The 16,651-nt window shown below is 67.6% G+C and carries 15 protein-coding genes and 5 tRNA genes; 14 read left to right on the top strand and 6 right to left on the bottom strand.

The annotated features are described in order from the left end of the window. Positions 1 to 7: 7 nt before the first annotated feature. The 5 genes from PSS76_RS12985 to PSS76_RS12965 all read right to left on the bottom strand — a co-directional run bounded on the left by PSS76_RS12985 (position 8) and on the right by PSS76_RS12965 (position 6,451). Positions 8 to 1,987: an LCP family protein gene (locus PSS76_RS12985; protein ID WP_069856247.1), complete on the bottom strand. Its 1,980-nt coding sequence runs from the start codon at positions 1,985 to 1,987 to the stop codon at positions 8 to 10. Between the two features lie 129 nt (positions 1,988 to 2,116). Beyond that, complete coding sequence (locus tag PSS76_RS12980; RefSeq protein WP_064077816.1) at positions 2,117 to 3,058, bottom strand: DUF5996 family protein; 942 nt, start codon at positions 3,056 to 3,058, stop codon at positions 2,117 to 2,119. Between the two features lie 77 nt (positions 3,059 to 3,135). Further along, complete coding sequence (gene dusB, locus PSS76_RS12975) at positions 3,136 to 4,278, bottom strand: tRNA dihydrouridine synthase DusB (protein WP_005515348.1); 1,143 nt, start codon at positions 4,276 to 4,278, stop codon at positions 3,136 to 3,138. A 97-nt stretch (positions 4,279 to 4,375) separates the two neighbouring features. Further along, positions 4,376 to 5,329 carry an acyl-ACP desaturase gene (locus tag PSS76_RS12970; RefSeq protein WP_005515338.1) on the bottom strand — a complete coding sequence of 318 codons (954 nt, stop codon included), beginning with the start codon at positions 5,327 to 5,329 and terminating at the stop codon, positions 4,376 to 4,378. Positions 5,330 to 5,533: 204 nt separating this feature from the next. Continuing rightward, entirely contained in the window at positions 5,534 to 6,451 is a 918-nt protein-coding gene (locus tag PSS76_RS12965) for a LysR family transcriptional regulator (RefSeq protein ID WP_337456247.1), read from the bottom strand. A 95-nt stretch (positions 6,452 to 6,546) separates the two neighbouring features. Here PSS76_RS12965 and PSS76_RS12960 point away from each other — a divergent pair, with 95 nt between their 5' ends. The 12 genes from PSS76_RS12960 (at position 6,547) to PSS76_RS12905 (ending at position 13,497) form a co-directional block, all read left to right on the top strand. Then, positions 6,547 to 7,782 carry an MFS transporter gene (locus PSS76_RS12960; RefSeq protein ID WP_013414970.1) on the top strand — a complete coding sequence of 412 codons (1,236 nt, stop codon included), beginning with the start codon at positions 6,547 to 6,549 and terminating at the stop codon, positions 7,780 to 7,782. Between the two features lie 74 nt (positions 7,783 to 7,856). Next, positions 7,857 to 8,249 (top strand): MmcQ/YjbR family DNA-binding protein, encoded by a 393-nt coding sequence (locus PSS76_RS12955; protein WP_022594244.1) that lies wholly within the window; start codon positions 7,857 to 7,859, stop codon positions 8,247 to 8,249. Then, entirely contained in the window at positions 8,246 to 8,827 is a 582-nt protein-coding gene (locus tag PSS76_RS12950) for a hypothetical protein (protein WP_005515331.1), read from the top strand. The genes PSS76_RS12955 and PSS76_RS12950 overlap by 4 nt, the downstream gene beginning before the upstream one ends. Before the next feature lie 104 nt (positions 8,828 to 8,931). Then, on the top strand, positions 8,932 to 9,660 hold the full coding sequence (locus PSS76_RS12945) for an oxygen-binding di-iron domain-containing protein (protein WP_064077818.1): 729 nt from the start codon (positions 8,932 to 8,934) through the stop codon (positions 9,658 to 9,660). 392 nt (positions 9,661 to 10,052) lie between these two features. Then, a tRNA-Lys gene (locus PSS76_RS12940) sits at positions 10,053 to 10,125 on the top strand. 333 nt (positions 10,126 to 10,458) lie between these two features. Next, positions 10,459 to 10,599 carry a hypothetical protein gene (locus PSS76_RS12935; RefSeq protein ID WP_005515232.1) on the top strand — a complete coding sequence of 47 codons (141 nt, stop codon included), beginning with the start codon at positions 10,459 to 10,461 and terminating at the stop codon, positions 10,597 to 10,599. Between the two features lie 408 nt (positions 10,600 to 11,007). Then, on the top strand, positions 11,008 to 12,060 hold the full coding sequence (locus PSS76_RS12930) for a magnesium transporter CorA family protein (RefSeq protein WP_242420968.1): 1,053 nt from the start codon (positions 11,008 to 11,010) through the stop codon (positions 12,058 to 12,060). A gap of 205 nt (positions 12,061 to 12,265) precedes the next feature. Further along, the gene (locus tag PSS76_RS12925; protein WP_013414975.1) at positions 12,266 to 12,922 is read left to right on the top strand and encodes a TetR family transcriptional regulator; all 657 of its coding nucleotides are present in this window, start codon (positions 12,266 to 12,268) and stop codon (positions 12,920 to 12,922) included. A gap of 117 nt (positions 12,923 to 13,039) precedes the next feature. After that, positions 13,040 to 13,112 (top strand) — tRNA-Glu (locus PSS76_RS12920). A 49-nt stretch (positions 13,113 to 13,161) separates the two neighbouring features. Further along, positions 13,162 to 13,235 (top strand) — tRNA-Asp (locus PSS76_RS12915). A 54-nt stretch (positions 13,236 to 13,289) separates the two neighbouring features. After that, positions 13,290 to 13,366 (top strand) — tRNA-Phe (locus PSS76_RS12910). A 57-nt stretch (positions 13,367 to 13,423) separates the two neighbouring features. After that, positions 13,424 to 13,497: transfer RNA gene (locus tag PSS76_RS12905), tRNA-Asp, on the top strand. 140 nt (positions 13,498 to 13,637) lie between these two features. Here PSS76_RS12905 and PSS76_RS12900 read toward each other — a convergent pair. Further along, complete coding sequence (locus PSS76_RS12900; protein ID WP_005515229.1) at positions 13,638 to 14,396, bottom strand: IclR family transcriptional regulator; 759 nt, start codon at positions 14,394 to 14,396, stop codon at positions 13,638 to 13,640. Between the two features lie 238 nt (positions 14,397 to 14,634). Between PSS76_RS12900 and PSS76_RS12895 the strand changes: the two genes are divergently transcribed. Continuing rightward, positions 14,635 to 15,237: a TetR family transcriptional regulator gene (locus PSS76_RS12895; protein WP_013414976.1), complete on the top strand. Its 603-nt coding sequence runs from the start codon at positions 14,635 to 14,637 to the stop codon at positions 15,235 to 15,237. A gap of 211 nt (positions 15,238 to 15,448) precedes the next feature. Further along, positions 15,449 to 16,624: a 3-hydroxy-9,10-secoandrosta-1,3,5(10)-triene-9,17-dione monooxygenase oxygenase subunit gene (gene hsaA / locus PSS76_RS12890; protein ID WP_013414977.1), complete on the top strand. Its 1,176-nt coding sequence runs from the start codon at positions 15,449 to 15,451 to the stop codon at positions 16,622 to 16,624. Positions 16,625 to 16,651 lie beyond the last annotated feature (27 nt).

The raw sequence follows: 16,651 nt of genomic DNA, 5'->3' as shown, positions 1-16,651 counted from the left end.
TCCGGGCTCAGGCGCAGGGGTTGTCGGTGGCGTTCGTGACGGCCAGGTCGGCGGGCAGTTCGGCGTCCTCCTCGACGGAGATGCGCGTCGGACCGGAGTCGACGGGCGTGCCGGGTGCGGCCGGTGCGGTGAGCGTGCCGTCGAACTCGGTGCCGAGCACCACCTCGACGATGCTGCCCAGCCCCGACGTCGACTCGAGCACGGCGCCCGGTATCGCCGACGCGAGAGTCGCGGCCTCGGCCTCGAGGCCGGGGGCGAAGCGCACGATCGTCTGGCGGCTGGTCGAGCTGTAGTTTCCGACGCTGTAGATGCCGAAGCCGTAGGCGGCGAGCCGATCGGCCGTGCCGGCGGCCAGGCCGGAAACCCCGGAGCCGTTGGAGACCTGCACCGACAGCTCTTCGGGGGCCGACGCGAGTTCGGTGATGTCCGGGGCGGGCGCCGGCGTGGTCTCCTTCTTGTCGCCGGACGTGCGCTCCTCGCCGGGCAGCGGCTGGTCGTCGATGATGGCCTGGAAGATCGCCTTGATGTCGTCGAGTCGCGGGATCTCGTTGCCCCAGTCGTTGGTGCCGGCGGTGGGGACGGTGATGAAGGTGACCGCTCCGGCATCGACGTTGCGCAGTGACTGCCCGAGCGTCAGCAGCGACCGGGTGTCGACGCCCTCGACGAACGTGGCACGGGTGAAGGCGTTGATGAAGCCGTTGAGTTTGCCCGGATCGAACAGCACCTTGCTCGACATCGCCTCGCGCAGCAGCGCCGACAGGAACAGCTGCTGCCGCTTGATCCGGCCGTAGTCGCCGTTGCCCTCGGCCTCCACGTGGCGGGCACGGACGTAGTCGAGGGCCTTGCGACCGTCCAGCGTCTGGTTGCCGGCAACGGGCAGGACGTTGCCGAGTTCGCCGTCGATCAACGGCTGCGGGATGCACACGTTCACGCCGCCGACCGTGTCGACCATGCTCTCGAAGCCCGCGAAGTCCATGCCGACGAAGTGCTTGATCTGCAGTCCGGACATCTTCTGGATGACCTTCACGAGGCACTTCGGTCCGCCGAGCGCGTAGGTCGCGTTGAGCTTGTCGCCGTCCGCGGCCGGGTACGTCTCGTCGGTGTAGGTGCCGGTGTCGTTGTCCCAGGCCTGGCACACCGGACGCTCGACGTCCAGGTCGCGGGGGAACGAGACCGCGACGACGCGGCTGCGGTCGGCCGGCACATGGACCAGCATCACGGTGTCGGAGCGGGCGCCCTCGGCGTCCTCGACGGTGCCGGCGCCGATCGCGCCGGACGCGCCGGCACGGGTGTCGGTACCGACGATCAGGTAGTTCTCGTCGCCCATCTGACCGCCGGGGTCGACGATGTCCGCGGAGTCGGTGTCGAGTGCGGCGATCTGCGAGAAGCGGCCCTCGGCGGAGCGGAGGTAACCCCACACCGTTCCGGTCGCGAGCAACGCCATGACGGCGACGAAGGCGACCATCGACCGCCCGACAACGAGCGCCTTGCGGCGCTTACGGGTCTTGTTCTCGGCGAGGCGGGAGCGGTTGGGGGTGCCGACCGCTTGCGGGGACGCCGTCGTGACGGCCTGCTCGACCCAGTTTGGTTCCTCCGGTTCCGGCGCGCGGCCGGACCAGGAGTCGGCGGGTGGCGCGTCGGTGACGGCGGGAATGATCTCGGTGGCGTCGGCATCGAAGCCGGGAGGGGACTGCGCCTCCGGTTCGGCGATCCCGGGCGCCTCGTCGATCTCGTCGACGTCCTCGGCCTCGTCCGGCCGCGCTCGGCGGCCTCCCGAGGCGACGGGGGCGGTGCGCCCCATCTTCTGCATGAGTTCGGCGACGGACAGCTGCTCGCTGGGGTCGTCGTCCAGGGCCCGGCGACCGGACTCGCCGTCGCGGCGGCGGCGGTGACCGGTCGCTTCGCGATAGTCGGGGTCGGCGATGGGGCGTTCCCAGGGGGCCCGGCCTTCCGGCGCGGCGTGACCGGGATTGTGCTCGTCACCCACCTGTTCGCCCTGACCTCTCCGCCTCCAAAAAAGATACCGTCGCTCGACGACGTCGCAATGATACTGATCGACGCCCTCCGGGGCATCAGTGCGCGGTGGGGAAGTTCGGCATCGCCGGTATCGGAAAGATCAGTGGCGGCTGTCCCAGCGGTGCGGATCGCACTCGAGTGCGGCCCGGTCCCACCCGCCCCGATCGGCGGCCGCGGCGTAGGTGGTCTGCAGAAATCGCTGCAGCGTGGCGTCGGGGTCCGCAGCGGTGCGGACCGTCTCGTAAGGCAGCAGGAACTGGCGGAGATCCGGGCTGTAGAACGCCTGCCCGGGCGCTACCGGGTAGTCCGCGAAGCCGTCCGGCTCGGGATACGCGTACGCGTAGAACGCGCCCTCCTCGCCGCCGCCCGGCCAGAAACCACAGCTCGACAGCTCCCGCGAGTACCCCTCGACCATCACCCAGTCGCCGCAGTTGGGGGCGCCACCCGGATGCGGGGGAGCGGCCCGTCCTGAGAACCGGGTGCACGCCAAGTCGAACGAACCCCAGAAGAAGTGCACCGGGCTGACCTTGCCGATGAAGTACGACCGGAACATGTGCAGGCCGCGATCGGCCTGGATGAGCTGCTTCCAGAACAGGCTCACGGCAGCGGGGTCGTACGAGTCGTGGACCGTGTCCTCCGCGAACGGGACGGCGTCGGGCACCTCGTTGGGCGTCGGCTGGATGTGTGTCTCGATGCCCAGCTCGTCGAGGATCCGCAGGACGCGCGCGTAGAAATCTGCCACCGGCATCGGTTCGAGCGGGAACTCGCGATGCGCGCCGCTGCTGTCGCGGATCGCCAGCCGGTGGCCGGACAGGTCGAACTCGATCTCGAACACACGGGTGCGGTACGGGATCGCCGACGTCGTCAGTCCCCGCGCACTCACGTACAGCGGCACCTGCCACCAGTGATTGACCAGCGGAGTGTGCGCCATGCGGACCTTCCCGACGATCTGCGTCCACATGTGCAGGGTGTCGCGGGTGGGCTGCCAGTCGTCGACCCGCAGTGCGGGCCAGGGGTCCGAAACTGCTGGGGAAGCGGCCACGACGTCTACCTCCGGAAGAATCCTCGAGGAACTGCAGGCTTCTTCGGAGTGTAGGCGCGGGCTACCCGTGGCCGGGGCTATCCGCCGGAATGCATGACGTCGGCGCCGGCGGGGACGAGCGTGTCCTCCGGGTCGTCGAGCCAGCCGTCGGGGAGGGCGACGGTGCCGGGCGAGCCCTGTCGACCACGCGGGCCCTCGGCGTCCTTGGGGAACGGCACCGTCGGATCGAGCTGGCCGAGGAACCCCTCGAGTTCGGCCAGGGACGACACCCGGGCCATGCCGTTCCGCAGCTCGGAGCCGGCCGGGAAGCCTCGCATGTACCAGGCGATGTGCTTGCGCATCTCGCGCATGCCCTTGTCCTCGCCGTGATGATCGGCGAGCAGTCGCCCGTGCCGCATCATGATCGCGGCGACCTCGCCGAGGTTCGGCGGGACCGGCATCTCGGTGCCGTTGAGGGCAGCGCTCAGCTCGGCGAACAGCCACGGTCGGCCGAGGCATCCGCGTCCGACCACGACCCCGTCGCAACCGGTCTCGGACATCATCTTCTCGGCGTCCTCGGCGGCGAAGATGTCGCCGTTACCGAGCACCGGGACGTCGGTGACGTGCTCCTTGAGCCGTGCGATCTCGGACCAGTCGGCCTGGCCGGAGTAGCGCTGGGCGGCGGTTCGGCCGTGCAGCGCGACGGCAGCGGCCCCCTCCGCGGCGGCGATCCGGCCGGCGTCGAGGTGGGTGTGGTGTTCGGCGTCGATGCCGACCCGCATCTTCACGGTGACGGGGATGTCGGTGCCCTCGGTCGCCTTCACCGCGGCTGCGACGATCTGTCCGAAAAGGCGGCGCTTGTAGGGCAGGGCCGAGCCGCCGCCCTTGCGGGTGACCTTGGGGACCGGGCAGCCGAAGTTCATGTCGATGTGGTCGGCGAGGTTCTCGTCGACGATCATCTTCGCCGCCTGGTACGTGATCTCCGGGTCCACCGTGTACAGCTGCAGCGACCGCGGCGTCTCGGTGGGGCCGAACGTGGTCATGTGCATCGTCACCGGATGACGTTCGACGAGCGCGCGGGCGGTCACCATCTCGCACACGTACAGACCCGACGTGCTGCCGGCACGTTCGAGTTCGAGTTCGCGGCACAGCGTGCGGAACGCGACGTTCGTGATGCCCGCCATGGGGGCGAGAACGACGGGGCTGCCCAGCTCGAGCGAACCGATGCGAAGGGGTGACATGAAGACCTCGGGATAATTCTTCGGGAGAAAAGACTGTGCCCGGCACCGAATCCGGTACCGGGCACAGGATAGCTGCAACGGAGTAGGTGGCGACCTGTCAGGAGGCCTTCTCCGCGCGCGCGGCGTCCCGCGCGAGCGCGCGGTCGCGCATCTCCTCGAACTTGGTGGCCTGCTTCTCGAGACCCTCGAGGAAGGCGGCGAGTTCCTCGCGGGTGTCCTCGCCGCGTGCGGTGAAGTCGGTGCGTTCGAAGACGTTCCACTTCCGGAGCACCGGCATCACGACCTCTTCGAGATGCTGACGCAGGTCGTAGATGCCGTGCTTGGCCATCAGCACGCCGTTGCGGCGGAAGTTCGGCATACCCGCGCCGGGCATCTGGAAGTTCTTGATGACATCGGTCACGGCGCGCAGTGTCTGGTCCGGCGCCACGTCCATACCGGCACCGCAGATGTTGCGGTAGAAGATCATGTGCAGGTTCTCGTCCGCGGCGATGCGCTGGAGCATCTTGTCGGCGATCGGGTCCTGGCAGGCCTTGCCGGTGTTGCGGTGCGAGACGCGCGTCGCCAGTTCCTGGAACGTGACGTAGGCGACCGAGGTCAGCAGACCCGAGTGCGGGCCACCGGGGGCCGTGTAGCCGTTGGTCATGTGGACCATGCGGGCGTTCTCGAGTTCCACGGGGTCGACGCCGCGTGTGACGACGAGGTAGTCGCGCATCACGATGCCGTGCCGGTTCTCCTCGGCGGTCCAACGGCCGACCCACGTACCCCACGCGCCGTCCTGCGAGAAGTTCTCCGCGATTTCCCGGTGGTACGACGGCAGGTTGTCCTCGGTCAGCAGGTTGGTGATCATCGCGGCCTTCGCGACCTCGTCCAGACGGGACTGTTCGGGATCCCAGTCCTCGCCGCCCATCGCCGCGAAGTTCCGACCCTCGTCCCACGGGACGTAATCGTGCGGATGCCAATCCTTTGCCATGGAGAGATGTCGATTGACGTTCTCTTCGGCGACCGGCTGCAGCTCCTGTAGCAGCTCGAGCTGAGTGAGGTCTCTCGACATCGGTATCTGCCTCCGTGAAAGTTGTTGACGCTGAATGCCTGTGGCGCTGTACTTCAGGATCGTGCTGACAACCTACGGTACCGTAGGTTTGCGGTGGGAAAGGGTTCGGAACATACCGATCGGTGTCTCCCGGACGCCCCCACACCGGTTGCGGTGCACGTTCCCACCCGCCGTGCAGATGCACCGTCGCCCGTGTGGCGAACGTTACACGTCGGTGACCTGGCTCGGACCCGATTTCGGCGGTTCCTCCCGCTGTGAGTCCGCTGTGAAACGCAGGAATCGGTCCGCCACAGGCGGCAGCGGACGGCTTTCGGCCCGGATCATGCCGATCTCGCGCCCGGCGCCGCGCAGCGGGACGAGGGTGACGCCGTCAGGCCACGAGCGGGGCTCCTGCCACGGCATCACCGCGACACCGAGCGACGCCGACACCAAGCCTCCGATCGTCGCGAGTTCGCTCGACTCGAACACGACCTCCGGCACGACGCCGGCCTCGGCGCACAGGTCGTCGAAGATGCGGCGCATCCCGTAGTCCTGGTGCATTCCGATGAAATGCTCGTCCGCCGCGGCCCCGAGGTCGAGGTCGGCGCGGGAGCTCAGCGGATGTCCGGACGGCACGGCCAGGGCGAGGCGCTGATACGTCACCGGTGTCCAGTGCACCTGGGACGTGCGCGGTCGGGGGGAGACGAAGGCGAGGTCGTCGCGTCCCTCGACCACCCGGTCGACGAGCGTCCGAGCGGCGTCCTGGTACAGCGTGAACGCCACGCGCGGGTGCGCCTCGCGGTAGGCGCGGAGCAGGTCCGGGACGAGCCAGGTGCCGAACGAATGCAGGAAGCCCAGCCGGACGGTGCCTCGATCCGGGCTGTCGAACGCGTCGATCTCGCGCTGGGCCGCGGCGAGTTCCGTGGCCGCTCGGCGGGCGTGCTCGAGCAGCACCCGGCCCCGGTCGTTGAGTTCGAGGCGTCGGCCGTGCCGGTCGAACAGCTCGGCACCGATGTCCCGCTCGAGCCGGGCCAGGCGGCGCGACAGCGTCGGCTGGGAGATGCGCAGCATGTCCGACGCGGCCGTCACCTGCTCGGTCTCGGCCAGCGCGATGAACCAGCGCAGACCCTCGATCAGTTCCACCCGATCAGCTTATGCACAAGACGTATCAACAACTGTTGACAGATGCATTTCCTTCTCGTCGGGTGTCTCGCGAGGATGGTTCGTGGAGGAAACGCATGGATCACACGCTCACGAGCGAGACGCCGGCGGAGGCGACGACGCGCGACGTCCGGCCGACTCGGGGTACCCGCGAGTACCGGGCCGTCACCGTCGCGCTGTTCGCGGCCGGACTGACCACCTTCGTCTCGATGTACTCGGCGCAGGCGCTGTTGCCGGCGCTGACCGACGAGTTCGCGGTGCCGCCCGCGGTGGCCGCGCTCGCGGTGTCGGTCACGACCGGGATGGTCGCGCTCGCGATCATCCCGGCGAGTGCGCTGTCCGAACGGTTCGGGCGCACACGGGTGATGGTGGCGTCGGCGGCGGTGTCGAGCGTGCTCGGTGTGCTTCTGCCGTTCAGTCCGACAATCGAGGTGCTGCTGATCGGACGTGCGCTGCAGGGTGTCGCGCTGGCCGGCATCCCCGCGGTCGCTATGGCCTACCTGGCGGAGGAGATCCATACCCGTGACCTCGGCGCGGCGATGGGCCGCTACGTCGCCGGCACCACGATCGGCGGTCTGGTCGGCCGCCTGGTGCCGTCGACGGTGCTCGACGTCGCGTCGTGGCGCTGGGCGATGGAGGCCGCCTCGCTCCTGGCGCTCGTACTGGCCGTCGTGATGACCCGTAAACTCCCGCCGTCGCGCCACTTCCGCCCGCAGCGGGTGAGCCCGCGGATCGTGTTGTCGAATCTGGGCGGGCACCTGCGCAATCCGGCGCTGGCGCTGCTGTTCGTGCTGGGGTTCCTGCTGATGGGCGGTTTCGTCTCCGTCTACAACTTTCTCGGGTTCCGACTGCTCGACGCCCCGTTCTCGCTGCCGGAGGCGCTCGTCGGCCTGGTGTTCCTGCTGTATCTGTCGGGGACGTACACGTCGGCCGCGGCAGGTGCGGCCGCGGACCGGTTCGGTCGGGGCACGGTCCTGCTCGGCGCGGTGCTCGCGATGGCCACCGGGCTGGTGGTGACACTGTGGGCCGTGCTCCCGCTCGTCCTGGCCGGGATGTTGCTCTTCACCGGTGGGTTCTTCGCCGCCCATTCGGTGGCCAGCGGGTGGGTGGGTCTTCTCGCGACCGAGCACCGCGCCGAGGCGTCGTCGATGTACCTGTTCGCGTACTACCTGGGTTCGAGCGTCGCCGGCGCCGCGGCGGGGATCGCCTACGCGCACGGTGCGTGGCCGGCGACGGTGGGCTTCGTCGGGGTGCTGTTGGCGATCGCCGCGGTGGCGGCGTCAGCGATGTTCCGGCGGGCGCGGCGAGGCTGACACGGCGACCGCCCCCGTGACACCGTCTCGTCGAAAAGCTTGCGGCCCGGCACGCGGGGGCACAGAATCGCGCCATGGTCGCGAACATGACTCGGCTGCAGCGGATCGTCGACGAGCTGCCCGAGGCGGTGCGGGTCGACATCGAGGAGTGGGGCGGGCATCCCACGTTCCGCGTCCGCGGCAAGAATTTCGTGTTCAGCGACCCGGACGCGTCGAGCTTGTCACTCAAATTGCCCCGCGACGAAGCGGCGGCGGTTGTCGCCACCGAGGCGGGTGCGGGGCCCGCCGGGTACGGGCTCGGCCGGCACGGCTGGATTTCGCTGACCGTGCCGCCATCCGGCCGGGACGACTGGTGGGACCAGTTACGGGAGTGGGTGCGCACGTCCTACACCCTGATCGCACCCAAGACCTTGGCGCGCGTCGTCCTCGCCGAGGACTCCGCGCAGACGACAGGAGGCACATCGTGAGCGACACTTCCACGACCTCGCCCGCGAAGTCCGGCCTGCCGGCCTGGGCGCGCAAAGCGATCTGGGCTGCCGTGATCGCGGTGGCGTTGATCGCTCTCTATTTCATCCTGGCTGCGTTCCTGCCCCGCTGGTGGTCGCAGAGTGTGGGTTCGCTGTCGTCGGGTAGCTTCTCCCGCGGCATCATGTGGGGCCTGCTGTACGGGGTGGTGTGCACCGCAGTTCCGTTGCTGCTGTTCTACTTCGCGTGGCGATCCCGTCACCGCACGCACGCTCGGATCTGGGTGATCTCACTTCTCGTGCTCGGCATCGTCGTCGCGATCCCGAACCTCCTCACGCTGTCGGTCGTGCTCGGCAACAGCAGCGCCGCCCATGCGGGCGAGCGCACGCTCGACGTCGACGCGCCCGGCTTCCGGGGCGCGTCGCTGTGGGGCGCGATCATCGGCGCCCTACTGTTCGCCGCGGCGGTGTTCCTGGATGTCCGGTACCGCAAGCGCGGCAACGAGCTGACGAAGCTGCGTGGTGACCTTCACCAGCGTGAGCCGCAGTCACCGGGAGAGTCGCCCGGCCCCGAGATGTGATCCGACCCGTCCCGCGGGTCCCGCGGACCTTGCGTCGGGCTCGTCGTCGGCGAAGGCTGGGACAGGGGCCGCGAGCCGGGGGAGGACTTCCTGCGAGGCCGGACATGGACACCGAGGTCACCGAGATCGCCGCCGACATCTTCCGGCTCTCGACGTTCGTCGACGAGGCGGACCTGCCGATGAACCAGTTCCTGATCCGCGGCGACGAGCCGCTCCTGTTCCACACCGGGATGCCGATGCTGTACCCCTCCGTCTCCGCCGCCGTGTCGAAGCTGTTGCCGTTGGACACGTTGCGCTGGATCACGTTCGGCCACGTCGAGGCCGACGAGAGCGGGTCCATGAACCGCTGGCTGGCCGCCGCTCCACGAGCTCAGGTGGCGCACGGAGCGATGGGCTGCTTCGTGCAGATCGGATATCTCGCCGACCGTCCGCCGCGGCCGCTCGACGACGGGGAGGTCATCGACGTCGGCGGCCGGCGGGTACGTCGCATCGAGACTCCACACGTTCCCCACGGTTGGGACGCCGGACTGATGTTCGAGGAGACGACCTCCACGCTGCTGTGTGGTGACTTCTTCACCGCATTCGGCAGGTCGATGTCCGAGACAGACCACGACATCGTCGAGCCGGCGCTGGACGCGGAGGACCGCGGACACGCGACGGCGCTGACGCCGGCGCTGGGTGCGACGCTGCGCGGGCTCGCAGAGCTGGAGCCGGCAGTGCTCGGGCTGATGCACGGCCCCGCCTATCGTGGCGCTTGCTCGGTGGCGTTGCGTGAACTCGCGGCCGCCTACGACGACCGGCTGGATGCCGAACTCCAACGGGTCCGCGGCTGAACCGAGTCGAAACCGAGTCGAAAAGTAGGTCCTTGGTCCCCGATCCGTGGGCCGTTGCGCCCGTTCTCGGCTCCGGAGCTTCCGGCACGTGCCGCAGTGTGGTGATCTGGTGATGCCTCCCCGCGCGGGGGCCGGCCGTCGGCTACGGGTGCTGTCGACAGTCCGCTGAACGCCCCGTCTGTCTGGAGGCGGGGCGTTCACAGTTTTCTTCCTTTCGAGGGGCCTTCGTCGAATCCTCGGGGGAGGGTGGCCGTCGGCGCCGGTGGAGCACACTCTCCTGCACCGAGCGCCGACGGCCGAGTGCCGCTGGGCTGCCCGAACGCGGCAGGTGAGATGTCGTGTCGGGGCGCAGTTTCCTCCGGCCGGTCGATCCCACTAGACTCTGCCCGCACGCCCCTATAGCTCAGTTGGTAGAGCTACGGACTTTTAATCCGCAGGTCGTAGGTTCGAGCCCTACTGGGGGCACGTGCAGGCGGTTCGCTCCGCCGCCGTTCAGCGGCCCGTTCCGACTTCGGAGCGGGCCGCTGACGCGTTTCCTCCAGTGTCGGGCTCGCTCGACTTCCCCGCCGCGAGCCGCCGTCGCACCCCTTCGTGCTCGTGGCGAGGAGGGGATCCGACGTATATCCGCAATGGTGAGAAAGTCCATTTTGCAGGTATTGTTGAAACAGTTGATTCCTGAGTTCGCGAGTGGCGGTTGGTGCATTTATCGATCCGTTATTGAAGAACACAACGGCAGGTCTGTTCCGCTGTTACTGTGACGTCGTCATCATTCACGGAATTCCAATTCAGGAGGCTCGAATGGGCAGCATCTTCGATCTGATCTTCAATCTGTTCAATGGAAATGCCTTCAGTTCCGACGTGACGTTCGGGTCTGCGAACAGTGGCAGCAACATCAGCGGCAGCACCTTCGGTGGCAGCACGGCGACTCCGCCGGTGTAGGGGGAACTCTTCCAGCGCAATGCGATTCCGCAGTCTGGACGGATCGAAACGTGCTGACCCGCCGACGGCGGGAACGATCCGTGCGAACCTGCTCGAGTGGGTTCGCGCGGATCGTTCGCATGAGTTGCCACCCGTTCACAGCCCTGCGGCGCAACAGGAAATCGGGCACGGAAAATGCGAGCGGGCCGCCCGCACATGTGGTCGGGCCACCCGATCACGATTCGGAACCGAAGACGCTCCCCGGCGCGAGCGAGAGGGTAAACAGTTTCCATTCAATTTTTCTCGTGAAGGTTCGTTCGGCCGGAATGAACCGTGGGGCACTGAACAAAGGTGTGAACGGTATCCGGGGAGAACGTTCGGTGATGAGGGGGCGCGCGCTCGACGTGGACGTGGGCGAGGATCGAAGGTGTGGACGAGACGACGGACGAGGCGGCGCGCGAGATCGCTGGCGTGACGCAGGATCTGCAGGTGACCTGCAAGCACCGAAGCCGGGTGTATCGGGGCGGCGTACTGATCGCGTCCGACATACCGCTGGAGGAGGTTGCGGTCCACCGTGCCGACTCGGACACCGTGATCTGGGTGGATCTCTCGGCGCCGACCCTGGCGGATCTGGTTGCGCTGGCGCCGTTGGTCGGCGGCGAGATCGAACTGCATCCCCTCGCTCTCGAGAACGCCGCGTCGGGTAGTCAGCGACCCCGCCTGGTGCGCTATCGCGATCACAGTCTGTTGCATGCCCGCGCGCTCCGTGTCGATCCGGATTCCGGCGAACTGGGCTCGACGCGGGTCGCGGCGTTCATCCTCGCCCGGGCGCTGATCACGATCCGCTCCGACGACGGGTTTCCTGTGGACCCCCTGCTCGACGCCTGGGACGACTTGGGTTCGCTCAGTGAGCACGGCGTCGGATTCCTCGTCCACGCGCTGCTCGACCAGTTGGTCGACGGCTACTTCGACGCGTTGGACGACGTCGACGAACGGGTCCAGGCAGTCGAGGACGAGTTGCTGGACGGGTCGGAGTCCGTCAGGTCGATCCAGCTGCAGAGCTTCTCGCTGCGCAAGGACGTGGTGGCGATGTCGCGGGTCGTGTTGCCGATGAACCAGGCGCTGAGTGCGTTGTTGCGCGCCGGCGTACATGCGTCGTCTGCCGAGATCGTGCCGTACTACCAGGACGTCTACGACCACGCGCTGCGGGCGACGGAGCGGATCGACGGGTTGCGGGACACGATCGAGTCGATTCTCTCGACGAGTCTGGCGATGCAGGGCAACGCGCTGAACGAGATCATGAAGAAGCTCACCGCGTGGGCGGCGATCATCGCGATTCCCACCGGGGTGACCGGCTACTTCGGCCAGAACATTCCGTTTCCCGGCTACTCCGAGCCGCTGGGCTTCTGGCTCAGCACGGTGCTCCTGCTGGGTTTGGCCACCGGACTGTGGGCGAGCTTCAAACGCCGGGGATGGCTGTAGTTGAAGGCTCGGGTGCGCACCCCCTGCGGCACACCCGAGCCGGAAAAAGGATACCACTTGGTGTGTTTATGGACGAAGAGCGCAAACCGCCTGTTCAGGGTTTACGGTTTCGGCCCCACCGACAAGCGGACTAGTCTGGTTTTCGGGCGGGTGGCAGCTCGTCGGCAGGCCGGCGAGCGTTACGGCTTTCGGAGGCGAGTAGCGCATGGCACGTCAACAGGAACGTGCGCGGCGGACCCGCGCTGCGATCGTGGAAGCGGCTGCAGTCGAGTTCGGGAAGCGCGGTTACGCGGCAGCTTCGGTCAACGCGATCCTGGAAGGATCCAACGCGACCAAGGGTGCGATGTACTTCCACTTCGAATCGAAGGAGGAGCTCGGGCGCGCGGTTCTCGCTGCCGCGCTCGAGAAATTCAAGGAGACCACCGATCGGTGGACGTCCCGCACCGACCTCGATCCGTTCGAGATCCTGCACGGGCTCATCGACCAGGTGGCGCAGATGTTCCTGACGGACCCCATCGTGCGGGCCGAGTTCCGATTGATCATCGAGCCGGAGTTCTATGCGGACGTGCAGAACGGTGGCGCACGGGTGTGGGGGTCCTCGGCTCGCGACCTGATCGCACGGGCGCAGCGTGAGGGGTTGGTCCGGGACGGGGTCGACACCGACAAGTTCACCCGCGTGCTCGCGGCCAGCCTCGCCGGGCAGCGCTACATGTCGGATCTGACCGCGAGCGAGGTGGACCTGCGTGCCCGCTTCGAGGAATCGCTCGAGGTGGTGCTGGCGGGGATGGCGTCGGACGAGTGGCTCGCGAACTGGCGGGCCAACGGGTGGCCGGCCGAGGTCCCCGTGTCCACGGAGGCGTGACAACCTGGCGTTTGCGCGGTTTGATCAGGCGATTTGTGGATTGCGAAATCGGTGCCCTAAGCTATCCAAGCTCCCAACGGAACGCCGTTGGAGGTACTGGTCGGAGCAATCCGGCGGGCCCCCTTCGTCTAGCGGCCTAGGACGCCGCCCTTTCAAGGCGGTAGCGCGGGTTCGAATCCCGTAGGGGGTACGCTTCACCCATCAGCTGGGGAAGTACAGTTGAATAGCAGTAACAGCAAGGCCCTGTGGCGCAGTTGGTTAGCGCGCCGCCCTGTCACGGCGGAGGTCGCGGGTTCGAGTCCCGTCAGGGTCGCTTGTTCCATCGGAAACGATGGAGCGCGATAGGCATTCGGTTCGGGTGCCGTACGGCCAGGTAGCTCAGTTGGTACGAGCGTCCGCCTGAAAAGCGGAAGGTCGCCGGTTCGATCCCGGCTCTGGCCACCACGTGAGGTCCTCGGACTTCGGTGAAAATGCAGTACCGCTCCGCGAGGAGCGCAGCAAGGCCCTGTGGCGCAGTTGGTTAGCGCGCCGCCCTGTCACGGCGGAGGTCGCGGGTTCGAGTCCCGTCAGGGTCGCTTTCTGAATTGGCGACAATCCAGTGTTGTCGACAATGCAGTGCGATCCAGTCCCTGGTCACCTTCGGGTGCCAGGGACTTCGTGCTTTCCGGGCCCGTCTCGTCCCCGACGGAGGTCCCCGGGTGAACGGGTCTGCCCGTCAGTCTTCCGCGATCCGCTCGGCCACCCGTCGGACCGTCGCCGCGAGCAGCGGAATCGCGCCCTGCAGTTGATTCTGATGGACCCGCCCGCGCAGTGAGATGCAGCTGAGCTGAACATGATCGGATTCGCCGGTGAGCAGGGCGGCGCTCACCGACGACACCCCTTGCGCGTCGGTCTCCCACGTGCGGCCGTAGCGGGTGCGGATGACGCCGATGCGTCCGTGTAGTTCGCGAAGAGACTCCGTCGAGAGGATGTCGCCGTACAGCACGTCGACGTGTTCCGGGGGCAACAGGGACAACATTGCCCTGCCCTCGCTGGTGAGGTCGGCCCGGCTGCGCCCGCCGACCCGCGTGGCGATCGTGTCGGCGCAGCGGCCGCCGAGTTTGTCCAGCCACACGACGTCGCGGCCGTCGAGAACCGACAGGTGCGTGATCATGCGGGTGTGAAGGTGCAACTGATGCAGATGCGGGGCGGCTGCAGCGCGCAGTTCGTCGCGCTCGTTGCTGCGTCCCAGGGCGATCGCCCGCCACCCCAGGCGGTAACCCGTCCGGTTGTGCCTCAGCCAGTTCAACTGTGTCAACTGGTCGAGGATGCGGTGGGTGGTCGATCGCGGGATGCTCGTGAGCTGGACGAGGTCCTCCGCGGTGAGCCGGGTGCCGGCGCCGTCGAACTGGTCGAGGATCAGCGTGATCCGCTCGGCCATCGTCGGGGGGACGTCCGCGACCGCGGCCCTCACTTCGTCGTCGATGACGGTCACGGCTCCTCCAATCCCCGGCGCGATCGCCTACCGGTCCATTCGTTATACCCACCGCGGGGCTGTGCAACAAGCCGAGCGGGCCGATTGACCCCCCCACCGTGGAGCGCTACCCGTGAGTACGGTGAGGCTCCGAAAGATATTTCGATGGTACGTCTTTCACGAGAAGTGAGAACGATGTTTCAAATACTTCGGATGGCTGCGTTATCGTGGCGCGGTGCGAGGTGACTGTGGCGCTCCGATGTCGACGGAGGGGATGACGGCGCGCCAGCGGGGGCGGCGGGCGGCCCTCACCGAGGCGGTGATCGACCTCCTGCAGGAGACGGAGCCCGACCGGATCCAGATGCGGGAGGTGTCCGAGCGGTCCGGCGTCGCGCTGGGGACGCTGTATCGCTATTTCCCCACGAAGGAACACCTGATGGCGGCCTCGATGGAGGCCTGGAACGACAGGCTGTCCCGCAAGCTCGAGGTCGAACGCGCCCGGGCGGATGCCTCCGGCGAGTCCGACGATCGCAGTGTGTGTGAAAGGGTGCTCGCGCTGTACCGCCGCCAGTTGAGGGCATTTCAGAGGGGCCCGAACTTTGCTCGGCTCGACCTGGAGTTGACGGCGTCGTCCGACCCCTACGTCCGGCAGTCGATGCAGCGGCGCGCGCACGTGAACCACGCCGCGACATTCGCCCTCATGGACGGGGTTCCCGACCACGTGTCCCGGGTTGCGATCCTGGCCGTCGACGGGACGATGCTCGCGGCGCTGTCCTTCTGGACGGCGGGCCGCATCAGCTACGCGCAGGCCGTGCGAAACGTCGAGGACGTAATTCGTCTGGTGCTCGCCGACTACGCCTGACGCTCGCTCGGCGATCCCACCGCCTCCAGAACTGGAACAGATTCCAGTTTCGGCGCCCGGCCTTTTCGGTGTCCTGGCCTCCGTGTTCACCGTAGATCGTCGACAAACTCTGCACCCTGTTCTACCCTCACCCCGATGGAGGTGATCGCCCGAGTGTTCGGTCGGTTCGGATGCGGCCGTGGAGGGTGCCCTCGGCGCGGACAGGGGTGCGATGGGTGATCGGCAGGTCGTCGACGTCTTCGACGACATCAGGGACCTGTTGCCGATGCTGCGCGACCGCGCCGGCCAGGTCGAGCGGGACCGGCAGATCTCCACGGAAGTGATCGCCAGGCTCACCGAGATCGGCTATTTCCGTCTGCTCCAGCCCCACGCGTTCGGCGGATTCGAGGCGGATCCCCGCGACTACTACGCCGCGGTGCGATCTCTCGCCGGCGCGTGCGGATCGACGGGGTGGGTGGCGTCGGTCGTCGGCGTGCATCCCTGGCAGTTGGCGCTGTTCGACGTGCGGGCCCAGCGAGACGTGTGGGGAGCGAATCCGGACACGTTGATGTCGTCGGCATACGCGCCGATGGGGCGGGCGATCGCGTCCGACGGCGGATTCTTCTTCTCGGGCCGGTGGAGTTACTCGTCCGGATCGGCCCACGCCGACTGGGTACTCGTCGGCGGTCTGGTCGTCGACGACGCCGGCGACCCCATCGATTTCCGTACCTTTCTGATCCCGGCCCGGGACTATCGCATCGACGACGTCTGGCACACCGTGGGATTGCGCGGCACCGGCAGCAACGACCTCGTGGTCGAGGACGTCTTCGTTCCGGACTACCGGACGTTGAGTTTCACGTCCACGGTGCAGTGCGCCGGTCCCGGTCAGGCGGTCAACACGGCGCCGCTCTACCGCCTGCCGTTCTCCGCGGTCTTCTCGACGACGATCACTGCGCCGATCGTCGGGATGGCCGACGGAGCCTACTCCGCGTTCACCGCGTACCAGACCGGCCGAACCGCTGCGGTGAGTCCGTTGCGGTTCACGGACGATCAGTTCATGCAGGCCGCGCTGGCCGAGTCTGCGCGCGACATCGAGCTGGCCTGGATGCAGTTGGAGCGCAACTTCTCCGAGATGCTGGACTTCGCGCACGCCGACGTCCGCATTCCGGTGTCGTTGCGGGTCAAGGCCCGCCGTGACCAGGTGAGTGCGTCGAGCATGGCCGTCGGCGCGATCGATCGTCTTTTCGACCACGCCGGTGGGGGTGCCCTGCGTACCGACGCCCCGATCCAGCGTTTCTGGCGCGATGCCCATGCAGGACGGGCTCACGTGATCAACGACCCGTACCAGCCGCTGGTGTTGTTCGGGCGCAACGAACTAGGCCGGGACATCCACGACGCGTGGGTGTGATCCAGGGTCGCAGAATCAGTGGGAGGC

The organism is Prescottella sp. D32, assembly GCF_037287305.1.
Lineage (GTDB): Bacteria > Actinomycetota > Actinomycetes > Mycobacteriales > Mycobacteriaceae > Prescottella > Prescottella equi.
The sequence above is the reverse complement of the archived record's forward strand: the minus strand, read 5'-3'. Positions and strand labels throughout refer to the sequence as shown.

What these genes read in the sequence shown, in the direction of transcription:
- hsaA (WP_013414977.1), top strand. Translation starts at nt 15,449, where the DNA reads ATGGGTGATCGGCAGGTCGTCGACGTCTTCGACGACATCAGGGACCTG.
- PSS76_RS12955 (WP_022594244.1), top strand. Translation starts at nt 7,857, where the DNA reads ATGGTCGCGAACATGACTCGGCTGCAGCGGATCGTCGACGAGCTGCCC.
- PSS76_RS12960 (WP_013414970.1), top strand. Translation starts at nt 6,547, where the DNA reads ATGGATCACACGCTCACGAGCGAGACGCCGGCGGAGGCGACGACGCGC.
- PSS76_RS12945 (WP_064077818.1), top strand. Translation starts at nt 8,932, where the DNA reads ATGGACACCGAGGTCACCGAGATCGCCGCCGACATCTTCCGGCTCTCG.
- PSS76_RS12935 (WP_005515232.1), top strand. Translation starts at nt 10,459, where the DNA reads ATGGGCAGCATCTTCGATCTGATCTTCAATCTGTTCAATGGAAATGCC.
- PSS76_RS12925 (WP_013414975.1), top strand. Translation starts at nt 12,266, where the DNA reads ATGGCACGTCAACAGGAACGTGCGCGGCGGACCCGCGCTGCGATCGTG.
- PSS76_RS12970 (WP_005515338.1), bottom strand. Translation starts at nt 5,329, where the DNA reads ATGTCGAGAGACCTCACTCAGCTCGAGCTGCTACAGGAGCTGCAGCCG.
- dusB (WP_005515348.1), bottom strand. Translation starts at nt 4,278, where the DNA reads ATGTCACCCCTTCGCATCGGTTCGCTCGAGCTGGGCAGCCCCGTCGTT.
- PSS76_RS12895 (WP_013414976.1), top strand. Translation starts at nt 14,635, where the DNA reads ATGTCGACGGAGGGGATGACGGCGCGCCAGCGGGGGCGGCGGGCGGCC.